14 protein-coding genes and 3 pseudogenes are annotated in these 21,432 nt (G+C 41.6%); 6 read left to right on the plus strand and 11 right to left on the minus strand.

The features are described 5' to 3' along the window. Positions 1-386: 386 nt before the first annotated feature. Both ACYRY3_RS10095 and ACYRY3_RS10100 read right to left on the minus strand, forming a co-directional pair. Positions 387-2,252, minus strand: a complete 1,866-nt coding sequence (locus tag ACYRY3_RS10095; protein WP_460201544.1) for an RNA-guided endonuclease TnpB family protein — start codon at positions 2,250-2,252, stop codon at positions 387-389. Next, entirely contained in the window at positions 2,197-3,213 is a 1,017-nt protein-coding gene (locus ACYRY3_RS10100; protein ID WP_460201545.1) for a helix-turn-helix transcriptional regulator, read from the minus strand. Before ACYRY3_RS10100 ends, ACYRY3_RS10095 begins: the two co-directional genes overlap by 56 nt. Before the next feature lie 128 nt (positions 3,214-3,341). On the opposite strand from ACYRY3_RS10100, the gene cas3 reads away from it, so the two are divergent. Continuing rightward, positions 3,342-3,941, plus strand: a complete 600-nt coding sequence (gene cas3, locus ACYRY3_RS10105; protein WP_460201546.1) for a type I-D CRISPR-associated helicase Cas3' — start codon at positions 3,342-3,344, stop codon at positions 3,939-3,941. Positions 3,942-4,423: 482 nt separating this feature from the next. On the opposite strand, the gene ACYRY3_RS10110 is transcribed toward cas3, so the two are convergent. The 6 genes from ACYRY3_RS10110 to ACYRY3_RS10135 form a co-directional block, all read right to left on the minus strand. Beyond that, positions 4,424-4,633: a hypothetical protein gene (locus tag ACYRY3_RS10110; RefSeq protein ID WP_460201547.1), complete on the minus strand. Its 210-nt coding sequence runs from the start codon at positions 4,631-4,633 to the stop codon at positions 4,424-4,426. A gap of 176 nt (positions 4,634-4,809) precedes the next feature. After that, entirely contained in the window at positions 4,810-5,310 is a 501-nt protein-coding gene (locus tag ACYRY3_RS10115; protein WP_460201548.1) for a hypothetical protein, read from the minus strand. Positions 5,311-5,637: 327 nt separating this feature from the next. Continuing rightward, positions 5,638-5,883 (minus strand): hypothetical protein, encoded by a 246-nt coding sequence (locus ACYRY3_RS10120; RefSeq protein WP_460201549.1) that lies wholly within the window; start codon positions 5,881-5,883, stop codon positions 5,638-5,640. 212 nt (positions 5,884-6,095) lie between these two features. After that, a complete protein-coding gene (locus ACYRY3_RS10125; protein ID WP_460201550.1) occupies positions 6,096-7,313 on the minus strand; it encodes a M20 family metallopeptidase in 1,218 nt (405 codons plus the stop codon). 54 nt (positions 7,314-7,367) lie between these two features. After that, the gene (gene bioD, locus ACYRY3_RS10130) at positions 7,368-8,072 is read right to left on the minus strand and encodes a dethiobiotin synthase (RefSeq protein ID WP_460201551.1); all 705 of its coding nucleotides are present in this window, start codon (positions 8,070-8,072) and stop codon (positions 7,368-7,370) included. Between the two features lie 636 nt (positions 8,073-8,708). Next, positions 8,709-10,475 carry a protein kinase domain-containing protein gene (locus tag ACYRY3_RS10135; RefSeq protein ID WP_460201586.1) on the minus strand — a complete coding sequence of 589 codons (1,767 nt, stop codon included), beginning with the start codon at positions 10,473-10,475 and terminating at the stop codon, positions 8,709-8,711. 871 nt (positions 10,476-11,346) lie between these two features. On the opposite strand from ACYRY3_RS10135, the pseudogene ACYRY3_RS10140 reads away from it, so the two are divergent. Beyond that, positions 11,347-11,505: pseudogene (locus ACYRY3_RS10140) on the plus strand (phosphoribosylpyrophosphate synthetase); the annotation flags it as partial. Here ACYRY3_RS10140 and ACYRY3_RS10145 read toward each other — a convergent pair. Beyond that, positions 11,502-13,229: pseudogene (locus ACYRY3_RS10145) on the minus strand (ABC transporter transmembrane domain-containing protein); the annotation flags it as partial. The pseudogenes ACYRY3_RS10140 and ACYRY3_RS10145 overlap by 4 nt on opposite strands. A gap of 90 nt (positions 13,230-13,319) precedes the next feature. Then, positions 13,320-13,499, minus strand: coding sequence for a hypothetical protein (locus ACYRY3_RS10150; protein ID WP_460201552.1), 180 nt, complete (start codon positions 13,497-13,499; stop codon positions 13,320-13,322). Positions 13,500-14,775: 1,276 nt separating this feature from the next. Here ACYRY3_RS10150 and ACYRY3_RS10155 point away from each other — a divergent pair. The 4 genes and pseudogenes from ACYRY3_RS10155 to ACYRY3_RS10170 all read left to right on the plus strand — a co-directional run. Beyond that, positions 14,776-16,152, plus strand: coding sequence for a cytochrome P450 (locus tag ACYRY3_RS10155; protein ID WP_460201553.1), 1,377 nt, complete (start codon positions 14,776-14,778; stop codon positions 16,150-16,152). A 255-nt stretch (positions 16,153-16,407) separates the two neighbouring features. Continuing rightward, positions 16,408-17,754 carry a cytochrome P450 gene (locus ACYRY3_RS10160; protein ID WP_460201554.1) on the plus strand — a complete coding sequence of 449 codons (1,347 nt, stop codon included), beginning with the start codon at positions 16,408-16,410 and terminating at the stop codon, positions 17,752-17,754. Positions 17,755-17,935: 181 nt separating this feature from the next. After that, positions 17,936-18,673 carry an LmeA family phospholipid-binding protein gene (locus tag ACYRY3_RS10165; protein WP_460201555.1) on the plus strand — a complete coding sequence of 246 codons (738 nt, stop codon included), beginning with the start codon at positions 17,936-17,938 and terminating at the stop codon, positions 18,671-18,673. Positions 18,674-18,838: 165 nt separating this feature from the next. After that, positions 18,839-19,090, plus strand: a pseudogene (locus ACYRY3_RS10170) (phytoene desaturase family protein); the annotation flags it as partial. A gap of 245 nt (positions 19,091-19,335) precedes the next feature. On the opposite strand, the gene ACYRY3_RS10175 reads toward ACYRY3_RS10170, so the two are convergent. Continuing rightward, positions 19,336-21,021, minus strand: coding sequence for an NAD(P)H-quinone oxidoreductase subunit 4 (locus tag ACYRY3_RS10175; protein ID WP_460201556.1), 1,686 nt, complete (start codon positions 21,019-21,021; stop codon positions 19,336-19,338). Positions 21,022-21,432: the final 411 nt, after the last annotated feature.

The raw sequence follows: 21,432 nt of genomic DNA on the forward strand, positions 1-21,432 counted from the left end.
AGGTGGGGGGTTTTCGCCCGTGCTTTGCCCCGCCAAATTCTGAAAATATTTCCAATTTCAAGGTACAGAGTCACTACTTCCTTCAAGCCCCAAAACGTTCAAATCCGCAAGCAGAAATCATGAATGTGAAACAAGGACAACTTCACCTACGCGTATAAGTAATCTTCTGGGAAAGGAGTTAAGAGCTTGCTCAGAAAACAGAATTAATGATTTCTAAATTGAAGAATTGCAAGCCATAGTTCCGGCTTGTCTGTGGTAAGAGTCACCTCTTTACCTTACTCTTTGGTTGCCCTTTGAGTCATTTCTATCAGGAATCCTGAAATTTTCCCGTCCAAACTGCGGTACTGTATATATTCAAGATAAATGTTTTCATTCAAATTGTCAACCTAATTTTTTTGTTTCTTTTTCTGTTTTTTAAACCTTTTGGGACGGCTATATTTCAGCTTTTCTGTTTGATATTTCAATGCAGGCGCTTCTCCTAAGCCAGCATTCTTTCTGTGATTCCGAGCGGCATTGACATCAGCTTGTACGCTAATATCAAAATAACTACACAGCGAATTTTTACAAATAAAAATATGTTGTTCTGTTCTTTCTCCTTCACATCCGCATAAAGAGCACGTTTTCGATGAATTCTGGGCTGGTGGTTCTTTAAAATTCCCACCTAATTTTTCTAATTTATATTTAGTTTTAGCTTTTAAATCTCCCAAAGAGCGCATTCTTAGGCTACGATTCAATCCAGCTTTTGCTGTTGCACCGTTTTGTTCATAACCTTGATACTCGCCAGATAATTTAGGCTCGCATTGTTTGATTAAGTTTTGTATCTGAGTATCTTCCCAAGCTATAGAATTATAGGTGAGTGACAATCGCGTAGAAAGCTTATGATTAAAGGCATTTGTAGAATTAGCTGCTTTTTCATGAAGTCTGCTAATTTTAGTTTGTAATTTTGCTTCATTTTTAGTTTGTGGGCGTTTTCCTGCATTACCAGTTTCTTTCCATTTAGCATCATTTATGAGTCGAAGCTGAGAAAGCTGATTTTGTAGCTTTTCAATACGACATTCTATACGTTCGCGTTTAATATTAGGTTTAAACAAAGCTCCATTATCGGAAGCAATAACAGCTTTTACACCAGGGTCAATTCCTGTAGAGATTGCGCGTTCTAATTTATGCTTTGGCTTGCGCTCGTATTTTGCTATGATTTTATCTATTTCCTTAATTCTAGATTGTGTATCTATATATTCTGGTGAGTCTTTACCTTGACTCTTAGCAACTTTAGGTAACTTATGCTCCAATGATTTTTTCTCTTCAACTAGCTGGTGAGCAATAGTAATACAGACATAATAACCCGAAGGTTTTTTAGTTAATGCATAGGTGCGAGGAATAAAACCATCTATTTTTAGTCTTTGCTGATAGTGCTTATCAATTATTTGAACCTGACCTAATCCATGAATATTAATTATATCTTTGTTAAAATCAACTTTAGGTGGTTTTTGATTATTGATAAGAGTTTTTACTAAATCTTTATCTCGTTTAAATTTAGGTTTCTTACGATGAATTAAATTGGGATCTAAAAATGCCTTCCAAGCAACGTCAAAATCTTTTTGAATTATTCCACTAATGAAATCAGTTTTTATAGTTATTTCTGGTAATCCTTCAGATGCTCTCATACTATTTAAGATTGTGAGTCTATCAAAATCTGATGACTGTCTTAACTGTCGTTGCTCATTCTCTTTACTAATTATTACACGATAGGTGTGTGCTTCTGGTTTGATAGGAGTATAAGGTTTATCACCTTGAACTAATTTATAACCATATTTATAAGCGATTTCATTTTTATTATTTTTATAAGGAATCTTAACAGATTCGTCCTTTTGCCAGTAGTTACCACCTACTGCAATTCTACAAGCAGCACCTAAAAAGGCAGAATTACCAAACTGTAAGGGGCATTTAATAATGCCATTTAAATCAAAAGGTGCAAATTCATCTAAAATGCTAGTATCTAGCTTAGATTTTTTGCGTTTACTTTTCGTTGATTTGGTTGAAGTTGAATTTTCTTTTTCATGTTCTGCTCGACTTTGGAATGCTTCTGATATTTGCTGGCTCTTTTTCTGTGCCCAGTCATACCATGTCAGGCAATGATTATATAACTGATTTGCTAACAGTTTGTTCCAGAGCCAGGTTAATTCCTCTAAAAACTGGTTATACTTTTGAATCTGTTCGGGAGTTAGTTGAACTTTGATTTTGATTGTTTTCATCTGCTGATAATTTTTCCCATATCTTCTTATACTCTTTTTTCATTTCATCAGCTAACTTTTGTGGGCTGATAATTTCAGCATTTCCCCCATATTTCAAAATACGCTGACGAAACCAAAACCAATAATCTATCGTGGCTTCGATGTCACGAAATTTTCTTTCCGGGTCGCTGTAAACAATGCCTTCGTCCTTGCGTCGAGGTTTGTAACTGGCTAATTGTCCACTCGTGCGATAACGTACTTTCAAGGTGGGAAAGTCACATGATGACCATCGAGTGTCCGATGCAGCACCAACACTGATGATTCTATCCAGGCGAAAGATATGATTCTGGTCGATGTTGTGCCAATGGTCAAATCGCCAAGAACGCCAATCAGGGATAAACGCAAATAGATAGAGAACACCGTCGTGCAATCGCAATTCCGAACGGTCGATATCCCAGATTCGCCCTTCTCCTGGTTTGCTTTCATAGCGAATTGTGTACCGACGTTGTTGCTGAAAGCGTTCTTGGAGCTGTTGAACAATGGTATCTAAATTGCGATCGCTATAATCCACGGGTGGACTAAAATCGAGTTTAAGAAACGCTGGAATGTCTGATTCTGAAAGGTTACCAATGCGTTGAATTTTGCTGGCTTGAGCCGAAAAGCCCATATCAGAAAGGAAATAAGCAGCTATTGCTAGGGCTTCTCGCTGTTCGGTAGACAGGAGTAGGGGAAAATTTGACTCAACGAGTTCGTAAGGGCTGTGAGTTCCGCTTCTAATTTCAATACCGCAATCCCTCAGCTTGCGAATTGTGCGGGTGAGTTTCTGCTTAACATCAGCATCTGTAGATTGACCGTGCTGTTCGAGAAAGATTGATAGTAAATCTGTGAGTTCGTCGCGTCGTCGTGGTTTTTCGGCTAGAAGTCTCAGGATTTCTAGGGCAAAGGCAAGCTGGTTGTAACTTGCATCCACTTTGGGCGGCATTGTTTCAAAGCATTTTGCGTATTTGACTCTCTTAGTATTCCCAGAATTTTAGGATTGTAGTCAAAAAGTGATAACAACATTTTTAAAACTAGTACTAGACTGGGTTCAAAGGAAATACAGGGTAGCAAATGAAGCTTTTTTTACAACCTCTCTACTCTCAGCTTAACCCAGGAGTTGAGAACTGCCCGGTTGGATGTACCTCTGAATGCATTGTCACTCAGAAGGCTCCCAATCTCCAGCCACCGCCGGGATGTGCTTGTCCCCTATCATCGCACCAGGCGAAAACCTATAAAGAAATTATACACGGAGATGCAGATATTATTTGCAATCAATCGGCTACTGGAGATGGTAAGTCGTTGGCTGCAAATTTACCGGGACTCATCAATCCTGATTTCCGCATCATGGCTTTGTATCCCACTATCGAACTTGTGGAAGACCAAGCCGAACAGCAAAAGAACTACAACAGGCTATTTGGTTTGGATGGTTCCCAACGGGTTGACCGTTTATTTGGTGCGGAATTAAACAGACGGGTTAAGCAAGCAAATAAGAGTGATAAGTTTCAAGAACTGTTGTTGGCAATTCAGCAAAAGCCTATTCTGCTGACAAACCCCGATATTTTTCATTACATCACCCACTTTCAATACCGCAACCCGGCTTATGGTAGCGATCAACTACCATTAGTGTTGGCTGAATGGCCTGATTTGTGGGCATTTGTCATTGGTCATTAGTAAGGGTTTTCAATGCATTTACATTTTGTAACATATTTGTGTTTATTTACGCCGACTGACTTAGCAACAGAGTGCATTTCTTCCTTTTTTTCTGAATTTCTGGTTTGCTCTGAGGAGAAAATTTTAGTTAGGGATGTCCAAGAAATAAATTATCCATCTTGTGGGACGGGCGTCCCTGCCCGTCCTGTACAAGTGGCGGGCTGGAAGCCCGCACCACAAGAGAAAGTTGGATATTTTTTTATCTGGAAGTCCCTTACAAGGCTACCACGCTCCCGTGTTATTTAGGTGTCCTCAACCCAACAACGGTCAGGATTGAATTCTCATTCCCGCTCTTTAAGCGAATTAGCGGTTACAAAACTCCATTTTACTTAACAACCGCTCAATATTTATTGTGTGGTTATTTCATCTTTGTTGGCTCAAGTTTACACTGTCTAGTTTTCAGACTTTTTCTTACATCGAACTCAGGTTTCTGTAGTGAAATTTTAAGGTTTAGGCGCAGGGCTTATATGTTTTCCCGCATAATAAACAATGACTTTTAATTTTTCTTTATTAAGTTTGTAGTAGACTCTATCTCCGCTTGCCACTTCCAATATCTGGTTGCAAGCGTCAGCAAACCGGAGCAAAGTTGCATCAATCTCTTGCCGCAACTTCACAGGGACTTCAATCTTGCATTTTACTGATATTGTCTGCACTTAATTACCTCAAAAATTCATCCAATTATAGTAATGGGCGAGAGGTCTATGCAACTAGTTCCCAAGAAAAATCAACTGTCCCTAAAGGGACTCGCGTCGTGTTTCCTCCCGTGCCTAAAGGCGACGGGTTTCCACACGAACCGTGAGGCGTTATGAAATTTCACTCATTGTAGAATTCAGGATGCTTTCTCAGTGATAGGTTGAGGTAATGGTACTTCATCATACTCATCTTTATCACTAAATGCGTAGGCTATATCGGGGTTAGCGATCGCTAATGCGCTTTCGTGCCATTCATGAATTATTGCTTCTAGTTCCTCCCAAGCTTGTCCACAAAGGATGGCTGAGCGATAAGCTTCTGTTATTTCATCAATGAATAGTTGAAGGTCATCTTTGTCAAATACTCTCAGCCAACCGTGTGGATGTTCACTGCTGAGCTTTTCTCCTAAGAGTAAACGAAAAGCAGCACTTAAAAGCTCAATAACGTTTTTACCGCTTTGAGCTGCTTTGGTCAAAGAAGACACCTCTTCACGACGCAGCAGTGCAAAATGCTCATCATTACGAGTAATGGTGACTGGATGCTCTAAAGCTCGGTCTAGTACTTTTCCAGGTTGACGATTTAATTCGGTAGCTGTAACAAGTGTATCTGAGTAGATACAACTCAGAATAGTAGGACTCATACGTTAACTCTATTGCGTTCTAAAACGCAAAAATCCAATGTGGGTGATATACGTATAATTACACGTATTGGTTTCAATATGTCAATACGAACACTTTTTGTCAACTTTCACACCTAAATAATACGGGAGCGTGGTAGCCGGGAGACCGAGCTACAAAAAATGGGGCAGCCTTAATAACAACTTGATAATCTGTATTAGGGATGATACGACCTAAGGGACTTCGAGAAAATAAAGTATACAGTTTTAAAATCCACATTCCGCAGGTGCGATCGCTTCAAGGCGCAAGCAAAACTATCGCTCCTTTGGGGTTAGAGTGGTAAACAGCGTTTAAATAAATCGCACTTCCTCATATTTACGTTGATTCGGAGATTTGTGTCTGGAGACAGCAGGCTCCCCTTTTTCCATTTTGCCAACTTTCGGTGATTGGGCATTGGGTGAGGTATCCAGAGTAGACATACGGCGAAACCTAACGGAACAAGGGGTAGCGTTCTCGCCAGGGCTGCCAGATTTTTCTCGTTTTACCAACAATCGGTTATAAGATATTGCTGGTGAATAGGGGATTACACTCCCCATTATTGCACTACAAACCTTACGTAGAGACGAGCCATGGCGCGTCTCTACATCGCCTAAAGTAACACAAAATCGTGGGGTGAGGGGTCACACCCCTGAATGACCAGCAGTATCTTTATAAGGTCTGGGCTAGGCAGGGGTAAATTAAAACCAGCGCCTGTGAACTATTTCAAACTTGTAAAACAAACCCAAACCTAATGAAAATTTTTGCGGAATTAGTTCAAGAACTTTTCCACACAACGGACAAACATCTCTACTCCCATAGCCAATGCAGTTTCATCAAAATCAAAACGGGGATGGTGATGGGGATAAGCCAAACCTTTTTCAGAATTTGCAGAACCCAGGAAGAAATAGCAGCCAGGAACCTCCTGTAAGAAGAAAGACATATCCTCACCGCCCATTGTTTGGCATTCTGGAACAATACCTACAGGTGTTTCTATCACTTCCTCGGCAACCGATCGCACAAATTCTGCCATCCCCGTATCATTGATTGTTGGTGGATAATGTGGATAGTAATCCAAGTCATAAGTTGCTCCATGACTTTGGCAGATTCCTGCAACAATCTGCTCGATCCGCTGTTTAAAAAAGCCCTCAAACTCTGGATTAAAATACCTGACAGTGCCACTCATTTTTGCACTATCGGCAATCACATTCCACTTTGTTCCTGCATGAAGTTCACCCACTGTCACGACTGCCGAATCAATCGGATTGACGTTGCGAGCAACAATAGTTTGTAAGGCATTGACAATTTGGGCAGCAACCACTACTGAATCAACAGTTTGATGGGGCATCGCACCATGTCCGCCTTTACCAAAAATTGTACATTTGAAAATCTCTGTTGCTGCCATCAATGCACCAGCCCGCACACCTACAGTTCCCAATGGCAAGTTATTCCACAGGTGTAAACCGATAATTGCGTCAACATCAGGGTTTTTCAGAACCCCTGCTTCAATCATCGGCTTTGCTCCTCCGGGGGATTCTTCGGCTGGCTGGAAGATAATTTTCACAGTCCCAGCAAAAGAGTCTCGATTTTGTTGAAGATAATACGCTGTCCCCAAGGCAATTGCTGTATGCCCGTCATGTCCGCAGGCATGCATGACTCCATCATGTTGGGAACGGTATGGCACCTCATTGAGTTCTTGAATGGGCAGTGCATCCATATCCGCCCGAATCGCCAACACTTTTTCAGGGCTGAGTTTGTTCCCCTTAATGATAGCAACAATCCCTGTTTGGGCAATGCCTGTTTGATGTTCAATGCCCCATTGCTGCAACTTTTGCGAAATGAACTCAGAGGTGAGTTTTTCTTGAAAACCCAGTTCTGGTTTTTGATGTAACTGTCGCCGCCACTCTACAAGTTGGGGTTGCAGCGAGCGTATGGGCAATCGGATGCGCGATAAATTAACAGACGTGGGATTTGGGAGTGTAGAAATCATTAGTTTACATTTTTTAACTTCAAGTGGCAGTGAGAGTATTTCTATCTTTACCGATTAAATTTTTTTAAAGGGTAGCAACCGTTCTAAATCTAAATTTGATGCGACTTGTGCAATCCTATCCAAATCAGTTAGGTTCTCTAGATAAGGTAAGCAGCCCAATACAGGCGTATTAGTCAGGGATTGAATTAAGTCTGCTGGTGCCCAGTCAGCAATTTCTTCTTCTGTCTGGGGTTGAACGCAGTTGAGTACAATCCCCTTGAGATTTACCTGTAAAAGGTTTGCCAATGCCACGTTTGCGACTGCTTGCGAAATGGCACCCAATCTCACTGGAACTACTAATACTGAGGGTAAGCGCCAGTCCCTTGCTAAATTTGCTACTGTTAGTTCGTAAGTTACGGGTGAACCCAACCCTCCCAGGGCTTCAAGCAACAGAAAGTCGCGACGCTGACTTAAAGCTGTAAAAGCTTGCCATACAGTTCCTAAATCTACAGTTCGATTTTCCCTAGTTGCAGCAATTGGAGGGGCTAGGGGTGCTTTAAAGTACAAAGGTGTTATTTCTTCAGGGGATTGCTCTAAAGAAAATACTTTTTGATACCATTCGCGATCGCCCTCTCCCGACTGCATGAGTTTCATAATTCCCAAACTACGGTTCGGGCAATATTTTTGCCAATAAGCTGCCAATGCTGTTGTCAAAACCGTTTTACCAGCATTTGTATCAGTTCCTACAATCAGTAGTGCGTTTAAGGGCTGATTAGTCATTTAGTAGGGGCAGGTTTCGCTAGTCATGAATATACAGGCAAGCTTAATCTTTTTTTCAACTTGCCCGCACTTTCGACGATAGTAACTAATTTCTCACAATTATCATAGAACCCTTACATCAATAACTTATGTAAATCTATATTTTCTTTTCATACTAACCTTAGATTAAGATTTATAACTCAATATGGTTTAGATAAGGTTAATGTGTAAAAAATCATACCTATAGAGACGCGCCATGGCGCGTCTTTATATAAGTAATATTTTATATATTAATCCAAATGTAACCGTATTGATTTATACAGCAGATTGCTGTAAGGGCGCAATGCCTTGCGCCCCTACGGGTGTACTTCATTTACCTGAAATGTGCTGTAAATCAATATGGTTTAGATAAGACCAGAACCCCGATAGCTTGGCTACAGCACAGCGGCAGATCGGCAACAAAACGTAGAGACGCGCCATGGCGCGTCTCTACATAAGTATTAATTTATACTTTAATCTAAATGGAGCCGTATTGATTTATAACTTGTATTAATTAGTACAAGCCGATGCAAATAAGGCTCACAAATGCACGCTCGTTGTAAAGCTTGCAGTATAAGCTTTTTTATCCTTTAGCCTTCATAATTCAGCCTTTTTGTATTAGGGGCTTGGTTGAACTGGGGTGGAGTTAGAAGTTTCATTACCAGGTGGGCTATTTTGTTCCTCAGTTGGAGGAGATACAGAAGGTTGTTCTGTAGGTGTCGGGTTAGGTACGGGTATATTTTCTGTAGGTGTTGGGGTGGGTGTAATGTCTGTAGGTGTTGGTGTAGGTACAACACTTTCTGTAGGTGTTGGGGTTGGCAATGGATCTATGGGCGACTGTGTAGGTGTTGGCTGAATGGCGTCTTCTAACCTAACACTGAGATTGTAATCACTTTGTTCGAGCCCTGGAACAGGGTAGACTTGTATGGTATACGTACCAGTAACAGGTACTTTTCCTTGATAAAAAGAGACTTCCTTAGCAGAATTATCAATTGGTTCTCGATTCGGACCTAAAATCGTCAGTAACACGCCGCCTTCTTTAGCAAGCGTTACAGTCAACTGTTGCCCTTCTTTAGCCCGAAAAGCGTAAAAGGCATTTTCTTGGGCTGCAAGAATCGCCTCCACGTTTGCTGTATTGGATGCATCAAAAGTTAACTGTCTCCTGTAAACACCAGGTGATTCGGTTTGGATCGGTGTTGGTGTTGGTGTCGGTGTTGGTGTCGGTGTTGGTGTTGGTGTTGGTGAAGGCGTTACTGTTTCATTGGGAATCACGGGTGACGGGAAAGTTTGCGGTGCTGTTGTTGTTTCCGGTGATGGCTGAGACTGACTGCGGATAGAGCGGACTAATACCCAAGAACCAAATCCTGCCAGACAAATGACGATAATAGTAATTGCTCCAATTGCCCAAGGATTATCTAAGATTGAATTCCTGGGAGGTGGAATCACCGGTTCGGGTCTGTTTGATTCAGGTGGTGAGACTAAATCGGGACGTTGAACAACTGCTACTGTTTGTATGTTGGATAGATCGGGCGTTGAGGCACTTGGTTGGTCTACAAGTTGTAGCGCTTGCATGACTTCCGTAGTATTTTGGTAGCGATCGCTCGGTTTTTGACTCAACATCCGATTTAACACTTGGGCAAACTGAGGATTCACCTTTACCCACCGTTGCCAATTCCAAGTCAGTTGGTTGTCGTCAAACAATTCTTGAGGTTCTTTTCCTGTCAGCAAAACTATTGCAGTGACTGCGAGTGCGTATAAATCGCTGCTGCGGTATGCCCTACCGGTTTGCATTTGTTCGCTAGGGGCATAGCCAAATTTGCCGACGCTTGTTGCTTGCCTTGTGCTGTCTGGAGTTACTAATCGGGTTGCCAGTTCTTTGACAACGCCAAAATCAATCAAAACCGGTAAGCGATCGCTGTCCCTTAAAATAATATTGTCCGGAGCAATATCCCTGTGAATGATGCCCCGACTGTGAATGTGCTCTAAAACTGGCAGCAAAGAGCGTATCAATTGCAATACTTCTTTTTCCGTAAATATACTGCTAGCTTGTCTGCGTTCATTGAGTAAAGTACCATATGTTTTTCCGGCAACATAGTCTTGTACCAGAAACAAACGCTGGTCTTGTTCAAATCTCTCGCGAAACTGAGGAATTTGAGGATGCTTTATCTGGTATAAGATTTCTGCTTCACGCTGAAACAGTTCTTTTGCCTTCTCCCATGCATAGCCCCCCGTTGCTATTGGAATCAATTCCTTAATTGCACAAAGTTCGTTAAAACGCCTTTGGTCTTCTGCCAGATAGGTTCTACCGAATCCCCCCTGACCCAGAGTTTTCATTATCCGGTAACGATTTTGCAAAACAGTGCCAGATGTAATCGGTGGTTGCATCGTATCATTCTGTGTAATAGCAACAGAGGAGAACTTCACCAAGTTGGAAAGAGTTTCCACAAGAATACTAAGTTAAAACTCTTCTTGAGAAACCATTGCTAGTAACTTTCATTACTAGTAATCGCTAAATCAGTTTTAACAGACTCGCTACACTCTATTTTCACACTCTCTTGAAATACATCCGTTTGAAAACATAAAGTTAGTATGTTAGTTCCGATCCATTTGCAATATCCTTAAATTAGGGACCTCCAAATAAAAAAGTATCTTCTCTTGTGGTGCGGGCGTCCTCGCCCGCCACTTATATACAACGGGCGTCCTCGCCCGCCACTTATACACAACGGGCGTCCTCGCCCGCCACTTATACACAACGGGCGTCCTCGCCCGTCCCACATTCAAAGGATAATTTATTTCTTGGACATCTCTTACAAAACAAAGACCTCAATTTTAAGATTGCATTTAACAAATAATCGCTAAAAGTAGTATCATTAATTATCTAGTCGCCAATCGCAGGCAAAATTTAAGTATTTATGCTTAATTGTGGTAAAATTAAAGAGTAAGTTGAACTGTAAATACTTGGTTACAGTTATACATTAGGTTATTATACGCAAGATTGCCGCCTAAAGCGCATCTATATTTAATTTATAAAAAATTTTTTTTAACCCAGATAAAAAACTAAACTCTGGGTATGGTTTACACAGTTAATGTCAGTTAAGCTATCAATTGATTGTAGATGGAAGGGCTGGAGAATGAGCGATATGTAGTTTCATGGAGGTATGTTGAAAGTTTTTATGCAAGCTTCAAAAAAAGGCCACTTATATTTTTTCCGGCTATATTCGGTTAAATCTCTCAAATCTCTGATGATAGGATTGCCATGAATGCACATCGAGGAGCTGCTGTGCTCAGTTCTACAACCTTAAAAGTACAGCCGACTACCACAGGCGTGAGTGAAAACAATCGCCTGCGGCTGTTCTCTGGCTCTGCCAATGTACCACTTTCCCAAGAAGTTGCTCGTTACCTGGGCATGGACATATAGACCACCGAGAACAGCGCATCTAACCCCACTGTCAAAGCTGTACCGGTCAGAAATTGGCGGATATTTTCTAATTCGTTGATGCGAGTGGAAAGTTCCCCAACTGGTCGGCGTTCAAAATACCGCAGGGGTAGACGCAGCATGTGGTCGATAATTTCCGATCCCAAACCCATGTCAATGCGGTTTGTGGTATCGACAAACAGGTAAGTCCGCAATGTACCCAGCACGGCTTCAAACAAACCGACTATCAACAGCAAAGCACCTAAAACGTGCAAGGTACTAATACTATTTTGTGCGATGACTTTATCAATAATTAACTGAATGACTAACGGGTTTGCCAGCGCTGCCAATTGTACAAAAAAGGAAGCTAAAAAGACTTCTATCAGGACTCGGCGGTAGCGTGACAGATAGGGAACGAACCAACTTAGACCAAAGCGTTCTTGGGGTGTTGCAGCGGTGGCGGAAAGTAAGAGTACCCTGAATTGTGGCGGGTAACTGCTTTCCTCTACCTCTAATTTGGCAATCAGTTCGGAAGGTTTCAAGCGCAGGATGCCCTTGGATGGTACACCTACAATAGCGATCGCTTCGTTGATTTCGTAGACAACAGCGTAACTTTCCTCATAGCGAATCAGCGCAGGTGTGGGTATGCGAGTTACAGAAGCCGTGGGGACATCCACAAGTTGCGACCTTAGCCCAATCAGCTCGGATAGGTAAGCACAAAGCTGAAATGAAATGACCCCCTGACGTTTTAATTGGTCGGAGAGGACACGCCGAATCACATCTTTCCGAAACGGCATTTCCAAATGTTTCGAGACCATTTGGAAACAAGCGATCGCATTATTTAATTGTCCCTTCCCACCAAAAAAGGGGTATTTTTTCGTTCTTGAAGCCCGCTGTTTGCTGGGGGGTTGTTGTGGTGGGAGTTCTTCGTTAGCTGCGTATGGAATATCCAACTCATCATCTGCATCTGTTACGAGTTGGCTGCTCTCTACTTGAGGTTCTTCCTCCGTGGTATCTAAAAAGAACACATCCTCCGAGCGCAGACCAATCAGACGCGCTGGGCTTCCCTGTACTTCAAGTAGCTTAAACCCATCTCTGATGTCTAATCGCGTTCCGGGAGAGAAGTTTTTGAGAGTTCCACCGCCACTGACAAACCAAACCTTTTCGCTATCTAGCTGATTGGATGGAGTTTTTCCTGGTGGGAGATAATGCACCTTTGCACTACCGTAAGCATTGAGAGCGAGTTCTTTAATACTCGTACCCCCTAAAGCTTGAACCTCTGGTTGGACACCTATCACATCAAATATCTCAACCAAATGACAGCGATTTTTTCTTACCTCAGCAAAAGCTGAGTACATGGCAAGTAGTTTTCGGTACTCTGTCGCCTCTATTGTTAAGCAAATAACTTCATTGGAAGCGATCGCCGTCTCGCAGGCGGCTTCACGTAATAGACTAATCTCGCCTAAAATTGCCCCTTTTTCCAGTAATTTTAAGGTATTTGGCATTTGCGTGCGGGGATCGTATGCCAACTGGCGAGCTTTTCCTTCATAGAGGATGGCAATGCGATCGGGAATTTTTTCTTTCCCAACAATCTTCTGACCTATGCGGTAGCGCAAAGCTTGGACTTGTTGTGCTATTGCGACAATGACCTCCTGTGGTAATTGGTCAAAGCCTTCTATCTTTGTAAGAAATTCTTGAAATGTGGTGTTCTTTATATAAGTCATACTCAATAGCGTTAAGAGTTTAAATGAGAACTTATACTACTTTGTAGCACCCGATACTGACACATATTACTCTGAAAAGAGTTGCTTGTGTTATGCTAATTTTTCGCTGCCCAACTTTATATTTTTTGCCTGACATTTATTTTGTGTGTTCGTTACCTGTTTAACCACTAGTTCCTTGACTGACAGAGGAATGATTTGATACTCTCTCATCAAAGGCAAAACTTCTGTGATGGTAAGCATTTCATTGCCTACGTGCAGTACTGGAGCCATCTTAGTTGTCTATGCCACTCTTATAAATTCTCTCTGAGAAAATCCTAACAAAAGGTTGAGACCAGATTGTAACTAGGTTAAGGGAATGTAATTGTCTTTCTTTTTGTTAATTGTGCTTTTTTTTTCGTTTTCTGATTAACCTCACTTAACAAAGCTGTTTTCAACAGAATTAAATTGAAAAAACAATATGAAAGCTGCAAATCTTAATAACGTATAAATTAAATCCTCATAACTCAGAGCCTCATGCTTCAACATTGTAGTCAATTCCGGGATCGGAAATACTTCCCTGTGACATTTAATACTTTTTTCCAAGAGAAAATAATCATAAACAGGTAGTGTTAGTCATATAATTAACGCAGAATTCCCCACAGTTTATGCAGCTCTTACAAGATATAAATAGGAAAAGCTGGTTTTTTCAGATAACCTTCTCATATTCAGTGTGGCTAGCAAGACTGGGAAAAGACACCTTATCCTATTTAAAGAACTAAACAATGTGCCATAATTTAACTTTTCGTAATATTTTGCATACTAATATAAAATCTACTACGTAAATAAGTGAATTTACTTAAATTAGATGGAGGTTTGCTAAAAATTTAAGTTTAGCTCAAGAGACGTTTGCACTTAAATACGTAAGAGCACTGATTTTTTAATGAGATGGGCAAGATGCAACTGAACGACACCCCTGTCTAGCCCTGCCCTTATAAAGGGGAGGGAACTGGATGTGCAATCTTCCCCCCTTGATAAGGGAAGATTAAGGAGGGCCAATCAACTTGTACACGACCACCGTAGCCCTAAGAAAGGTTTGGGAATTGAATTTCTGGTTTCCCCCTTGATAAGGAGGATTAAGGGGGATAAATTCAACTTAGTCCCTTTATAAGGAGGGGGTTTTAACACAGAAACGGTATTAGTTTGTATATGAGAAAAGAACAAAATTTTACTAATGAAAATGCCGTCACTCGAACATAATATCTTCTTAAAAAATCAAAAATAATCAGTAAACACACGGATTTCGTAGTAATTCAAATACAGTTACACTTAGTATTACCTAATGTATATCAATTTGTACTTTTCTAGTACACATAAACCTCTCTAGTCTCTTCATTCTCTTAGATCGAGAGTTAGAGAGGGATTTCTTTTTAAATTGAAAAATTGTAACAAGAGAACACTTTTAAATAAAGTCAAGACAAGATTGGTAGCTGAAAGCTCAACGCCAAAAAAATTGTTTATTTAAAGTTAGTTTCATTGGCAAAAAAAGTAAAGGCAATAACAATAGTCCATGAAACTACCAAATGTTCCGCGAACTCCAGGGCTTATCCAAATTCTTCAGTGGATTCTCAGCCCTATGTCGCAGATGGAAGCATATGCCAAGCGTTACGGGGATATTTTCACATTGCAGTTGATTCAACCTGTGGTTTTAGTAAGCAATCCCCAAGCGCTACAACAAATGTTGACCAGCGATACGAAAGAGTTTGAAGCCCCCAGTGACTGGAATACTGTTTTTGAACCAATGCTTGGGAAGCATTCTGTTATCACTCTCAGTGGTGAGGCACACCGACGGCAACGTCAATTGTTAATGCCTCCCTTTCACGGTGACAGAATGAAAATTTACGGACAAGCAATTAGCCAAGTCACTGAAGAAGTCATCAAGCAATGGCAGGTGGGCAAGCCATTTTCTGTGAGAGATGGAATGCAAGCCATTACTCTGCGAGTGATTATGCAAGCAGTGTTTGGATTGTATGAAGGAGCACGCGCCAAAGAATTAGAAAAAGTTTTGTTGTTACTGTTAGATGAACGTGAAAATACTCCCTTAAGAGTTCTCCAACTTTATTTTCCTGCTCTACAAAAAGATTTAGGTTCCCAGAGTCCTTGGGGAAGATTTCTCCGCCGCAAAGCACGAGTTCACCAACTGTTGCAAGACGAAATTCAGGAACGACGCCATCGCCCAGATCCATCACGTACTGATATCCTTAGCCTGCTAATGGCGGCTACAGATGAAGCAGGTCAGCCAATGACAGATGAGGAGTTACGTGATGAGTTGATGACTTTGTTAACAGCAGGTCACGAAACTACAGCGACAGCCTTAACTTGGGCAATGTACTGGATTCACAAACTACCAGCAGTGAAGGAAAAGCTGTTAGAGGAACTTGATTCATTGGCGGATAACTCAGATCCTAACAGTGTATTGAAGTTACCTTATTTGAACGCTGTTTGTTCTGAAACCTTACGGATTTACCCAGTTGGGATGCTGACTTTTCCAAGGGTGGTAAGAACACCTGTATCGCTGTGCGGTCACGAACTCGAACCAGGTACAGTAGTGCTTGGCTCAATTTATCTCACTCACCAGCGTCAGGATTTATACCCCGAGCCCAAGCAATTTAGACCAGAACGTTTTTTAGAGCGGCAATTTTCACCATACGAGTATTTGCCCTTTGGGGGTGGTGTTAGACGTTGCATTGGTACGGCATTTGCTCAGTTTGAAATGAAAGTCGTCTTGGCAAAGATTCTTTCACAGCTAGATTTGGTACTGGTGACTCAGGGTGATATAAAACCAAAACGCCGTGGTTTGGTGACAGGTCCCAACCGTCCTATTGAAATGGTTGTGACAAATCCTCGGACTCTCAAATCTCAAATTTTGGCATCTATCCCTAGTTAAATTATTACTCCCTTCAGTCCAAACTTATCCCTGTTGTTCATATGTAGGCACCGCCCACCGTTCCCTATTGTTCATAAGTAGGTGGGCACCGCCCACCGTTCCCTATTGTTCATATGTAAACACCGCCCACCGTTCCCTATTGTTCATATGTAGGGTGGGCACCGCCCAATATATAATATTTTGAGGAAAATTTAAAGATAATAAACCGCCAAAACCCAAAGCCTTCAAAAACAAAGACGTTTATAAAGTTTTGTTATGATGTTGCCATTAGTACAGACGCTACAGTTGATAGTTAATCCTGTAAAATTTTTAGAGGAGTGTGCTGCTAAGTATGGCGATCCGTTTTCAGTGCGGGTATTAGGAATAAATTCGCCGCCCGTAGTGTTTTTTAGTCATCCCCAGGCGATCGCAGAATGCTTTGCACTGCCAGCTCAAGAGTTGGATTTTAAAAAGGCAACTCATGTTTTCCAACCTTTGTTTGGTGCAAAATCCATAGTCTTGCAAGAAGGGCGATCGCACAACCGACAACGGCAGTTATTAATGCCACCTTTTCATGGCGATCGCATGAAAGCTTACGGTGAAGCCATTTGCCAAATTACAAAAGAAGTCACGGAAAATTGGAAGCCTGGTAGAATAATTTCCGTGCAAGAAGTGATGCCGGACATCACTTTGCAAATCATACTGCAAGTCGTATTTGGTATAACTCCTGGCGAACGTTATCAAAAGTTAAGAAAACAACTGACTTCCTTATTAGAAGACATCACTAAACCTTGGTATTCCACATTCTTTTTCTTTCCACCATTACAAAAAGATTTAGGCGCGTGGAGCCCTTGGGGAAATTTTAAGAGACGACTAGAAGAAATTGATAAACTCATTTATGCAGAAATTTACGAACGACGTCTGGAAACCGATACCTTAGAAAAGAGTGCTTCCCCGCTATCTCGTACAGATGTTCTCAGTCTGTTAATGCTAGCCCGTGATGAAAACGGACAACAGATGACAGATATAGAATTACGCGACCAATTAGTATCACTGCTGCTTTTAGGTTATGAAACAACAGCAGCTGTGTTGGCGTGGGTATTTTATTTAATTCACTCACACCCACAGGTAAAACATAAGTTGATGCAAGAATTAAAAGATTTGGGCAACACATCAAATCCTGAAGCAATTGCTCAACTTCCTTATCTCAGCGCCGTTTGCCAAGAGACACTGCGAGTTCATCCCATTGCCTTAATCTGCACGCCACGAATGGTAAAAGATAAAGTAGAAATTGTAGGGCATACATTTAACAACGGGACAGTTTTAGTTCCCTGCATTTACTTAGCACATCAACGTGCAGAAACCTATCCGGAACCCGAAAAATTTCTCCCAGAAAGGTTTTTAAACCAGAAGTTTTCACCTTATGAATATTTGCCTTTTGGTGGAGGTTATCGCGGATGTATCGGCACAGCATTTTCCATGTATGAGATGAAATTAGTCTTGGCGACAATTCTGTCAAGCTTTCAACTAGCACTTGCCGATAAGCGTCCTGTACATCCAGTACGCCGTGGTATTACGATTGTTCCTTCAGGCGGTGTGCGGATGGTTGTAAGCAATGGATAGCTCAGAAATCCACCCTAGCAATCCTATTTGATTTGTGAAAATACTCCTGTGGGACGGGCATCCTTGCCTGTCAAATTATGCTATGAAATCTGTTGTCAATTCTATATCCTCATGCAGATACCATCCCAAACTTCCCACGTCTAGATTAAGCAATAAGAAGATGTAGGGAGATGGAAAACGCATGTTAGAAGAACAACGGTTAGAAGAACAGATGCTGTCACAAGTCGCTGAAACAACGATATCTCAGCAACTAGATAGTGTTGAAAAAATAGACGTAGACGTGCAAACCGACTTGCTGAAAATCCTTCAGGGAGAAGCCAATCGGGTTTCTGTTAAAGGTCGGGGATTGGTGATGCGAAACATCCGCATACAGGAAATGTTACTGCAAACAAATAGTGTTTCTATCAATCCTTTAAGTGCTCTTTTTGGTGAAGTAGAACTTAACAAACCAGTTAATGCAACTGCTCGTATTGTGCTGAACGAAGCAGATATCAACAATGCTTTGAGGTCTAACTATGTTCGCAGTAAAATACAAAATTTTGATTTGAATGTAGATGGTAGAATTGTTAGTCTTAAGCCGGAAGAGATACAAATTTACTTACCAGGAAGCGGCAAAATAACATTGAATGGAAAAGTACAGTTATGCGATGAGGGCAATACTCAATCCGTGTCTTTTGCAGCAATGGCTTCTCCACGAACTCAGGATAAACCTGTCATGTTAGAAAATTTCAACTGCACAGAGGGAGAAGGGATTGCACTGGATATAGTTGTTGCCTTAATGGAGGAGGTAAAAGAACTGATTAATTTACCTTATTTTGAGTTTGAGGATACGATTTTACGTGTCAGAAATATGGAGTTACAAGAGGGCAAATTAGTACTTTTGGTAGACGCTTACGTAAAGCAAATACCTTCAGTATGATAGGAAGGACTACTGCTCAATTGAAAAAGTGTTAATTATTAACCTTTAGCAAAAGTAATAATACCAAAAATATTCCTAAAGGTTAATTTTTATAACCCACGATTGATGAAATTTTGTTAATAGTTTTCTAATATCGAGAGTAAATCTAGTTGCCGACAATGAACTATGCAAGCGTATGATGTTGTAATTATTGGAGCAGGACACAATGGGTTAGTATGTGCTGCTTATTTGCTGAAAGCGGGTTACAGCGTATTGCTACTGGAAAAGCGTTCTGTTCCCGGTGGCGCGGCAACTACAGAGGAATGTTTGCCAAAGGAAGCACCAGGTTTTAAGTTTAACTTGTGTGCGATCGACCACGAGTTTATTCACTTGGGACCAGTTGTACAAGAATTAGAGCTAGAAAAATACGGCTTAGAATAGGAGAGGGAGAGGGGGAGCGAGTTTTCTGGTTTTTGTACAGATTGTTTAATCATAACTAATTAACCGGACTTGATATGACCAATAACAGCTAAATATAGCGGTTTGGGAGACAGTGAGGTTTTGACAATTGGGTGTACCTCACGCACATGAAAACCGCTATATAGTAATTACAAATGACGAATGACGAATGACGAATGACAAAGAACCACCAAAATCAGTTAACTGTATTTGTACCGACCTGGTTACTTGGTGATTCCCGAAACAGATGCAACTTCAGATTCTGCGATTTCAGGAAACAAAAATCCCTTGCTATAAATTTGGGGGTTCGCTTGCGAGATTTGGGTATAGGATTGGCGAATCTGAGTATTTACTGCAACAGTCTTCACATCGTACAACTGTGTAGCCAGCTTGGGATAGAAACCGATGCCGATAATCAGTAGTAAAAAACTGGCAGCGATAAACAGTTCGCGAGGTCTAGCATCTCTATATTCTGCTTGAGCGGGCAGAACGCAATTTGTACCAAAACAAACCACTTCATCATCTTGCTGATTCTGCAGGTTGGCATTGTTTAGGTCGCACGCAGGTGCTAAACCAGAACCATAAAAGACCTGTCGCAGCATGGAAAGCAGATAAATCGGTGTGAGGATGACTCCGACAGCCGCTAAGAAGACTGTTACGGTGCGGAAAGTCGAACTATAGATGTCGCTAGTTGTGACACCAACGAAAACCATGAGTTCGCTGGCAAAGCCACTCATACCGGGAAGAGCCAGTGATGCCATTGCACTTGCGGTAAATAGAGCAAACACTTTGGGCATCGCTTGACCAATACCGCCCATATCTTCCATTGACATTGTGTGGGTGCGATCGTAGGTCACACCTGCTAGAAAGAAGAGGACCGCTGCAATCAAACCGTGTGAAATCATCTGCAGCATCGCGCCGCTGACTCCTGAATCCGTGAAGGAGGCAATACCTAGCAGTACAAACCCCATGTGGGAAACCGACGAATACGCCAAACGACGTTTCATGTTGGACTGGGCAAAGGAGTTCAACGCACCGTAGATAATGTTGACCACGCCTAGAATAGCTAGAATTGGTGCAAAGTAAATATGTGCATCGGAGAGAAGTTCTAAATTCAGGCGAATCAGCCCATAACCGCCCATTTTTAGCAGTACACCAGCTAAAATCATTGACACTGGGGCAGAAGCTTCACCGTGGGCGTCAGGTAGCCAGGTGTGCATGGGGAAAACAGCTAGCTTGACCCCAAAGGCAATGAGCAATCCCGCGTAAAGGGGTAGTTCTAGAGCCAGTGGATAATCCTTCAGAGCAAGCTCGACGATATCAAAGGTCATGGTGCCGCCATAGAGCCCCATTGCCAGTGCCGCAACTAAAATGAAGATGGATGCTGCTGCGGTATACAGTAAGAATTTTGTAGCTGCATAACGACGCTTGTTCCCACCCCAAATAGAGACAAGCAGATAAACTGGAACCAGTTCCAGTTCCCACATAATGAACAGCAATAACAAGTCTTGTGCGACAAATACCCCTATTTGTGCAGAATACAGCACAAGCATCAGGAAGTAAAAGAGGCGGGGCTTGCGATCGACTTGCCAAGCTCCAAAAATCGAAAGCGTCGTCACTAGTCCTGCTAAAAGCACAAGTGGGACGGACAGACCGTCAACTGAAACTGCCCAGTTTAGACCTAACTGAGGCACCCAGGCATACTTCTCTACAAGTTGAAAAGTGGCACTGCTTGCATCGTAATGCTTCCAAAAGGCATAGCACATTAAGACAAAGTCCGCGATTCCTACGCCTAAGGCATACCACCGCACGCGCTTGCCATCTTTATCAGGCAACACGGGGATAAGTAGGGAAGCAACGAGAGGCAACAGGATAATCGCCGTAAGCCAGGGGAATCGATCCGCCATCATGACAATAAGAATAAATACTTATTTGTGAATGATGTTATTCTACTAAACTTTGTAAACGTTTATTTATAAGTCTTTACCTCAGATAACCATAAGCTCATTCTAGTAGAGCGAGGAGGTGGCAGATTTTTTCTTATAAAGATGAAATTTCTTGGCTGTTCCTTGCACGGGTGGTGTAAAATATAAATTAGTTATAAAGTATTCGCTTTGGTCAGTAATGGGTAAGCTTGACTCATTCGCTTTCCATATGCGATGATAATTGTTCTGTGCGGTGATTCTGAACGCATAACTCGGAAATCAGTATGCACTGTGTTTCATGTCTCAAATGGTAATATAACAGGAACGAAAACTGGTAGTCTTTCCATTCCATAGAAGCTATTGTTTTTAGCTGATTTTGTTTGACTGTTGCTATTC

Source organism: Scytonema sp. NUACC21 (assembly GCF_054684315.1).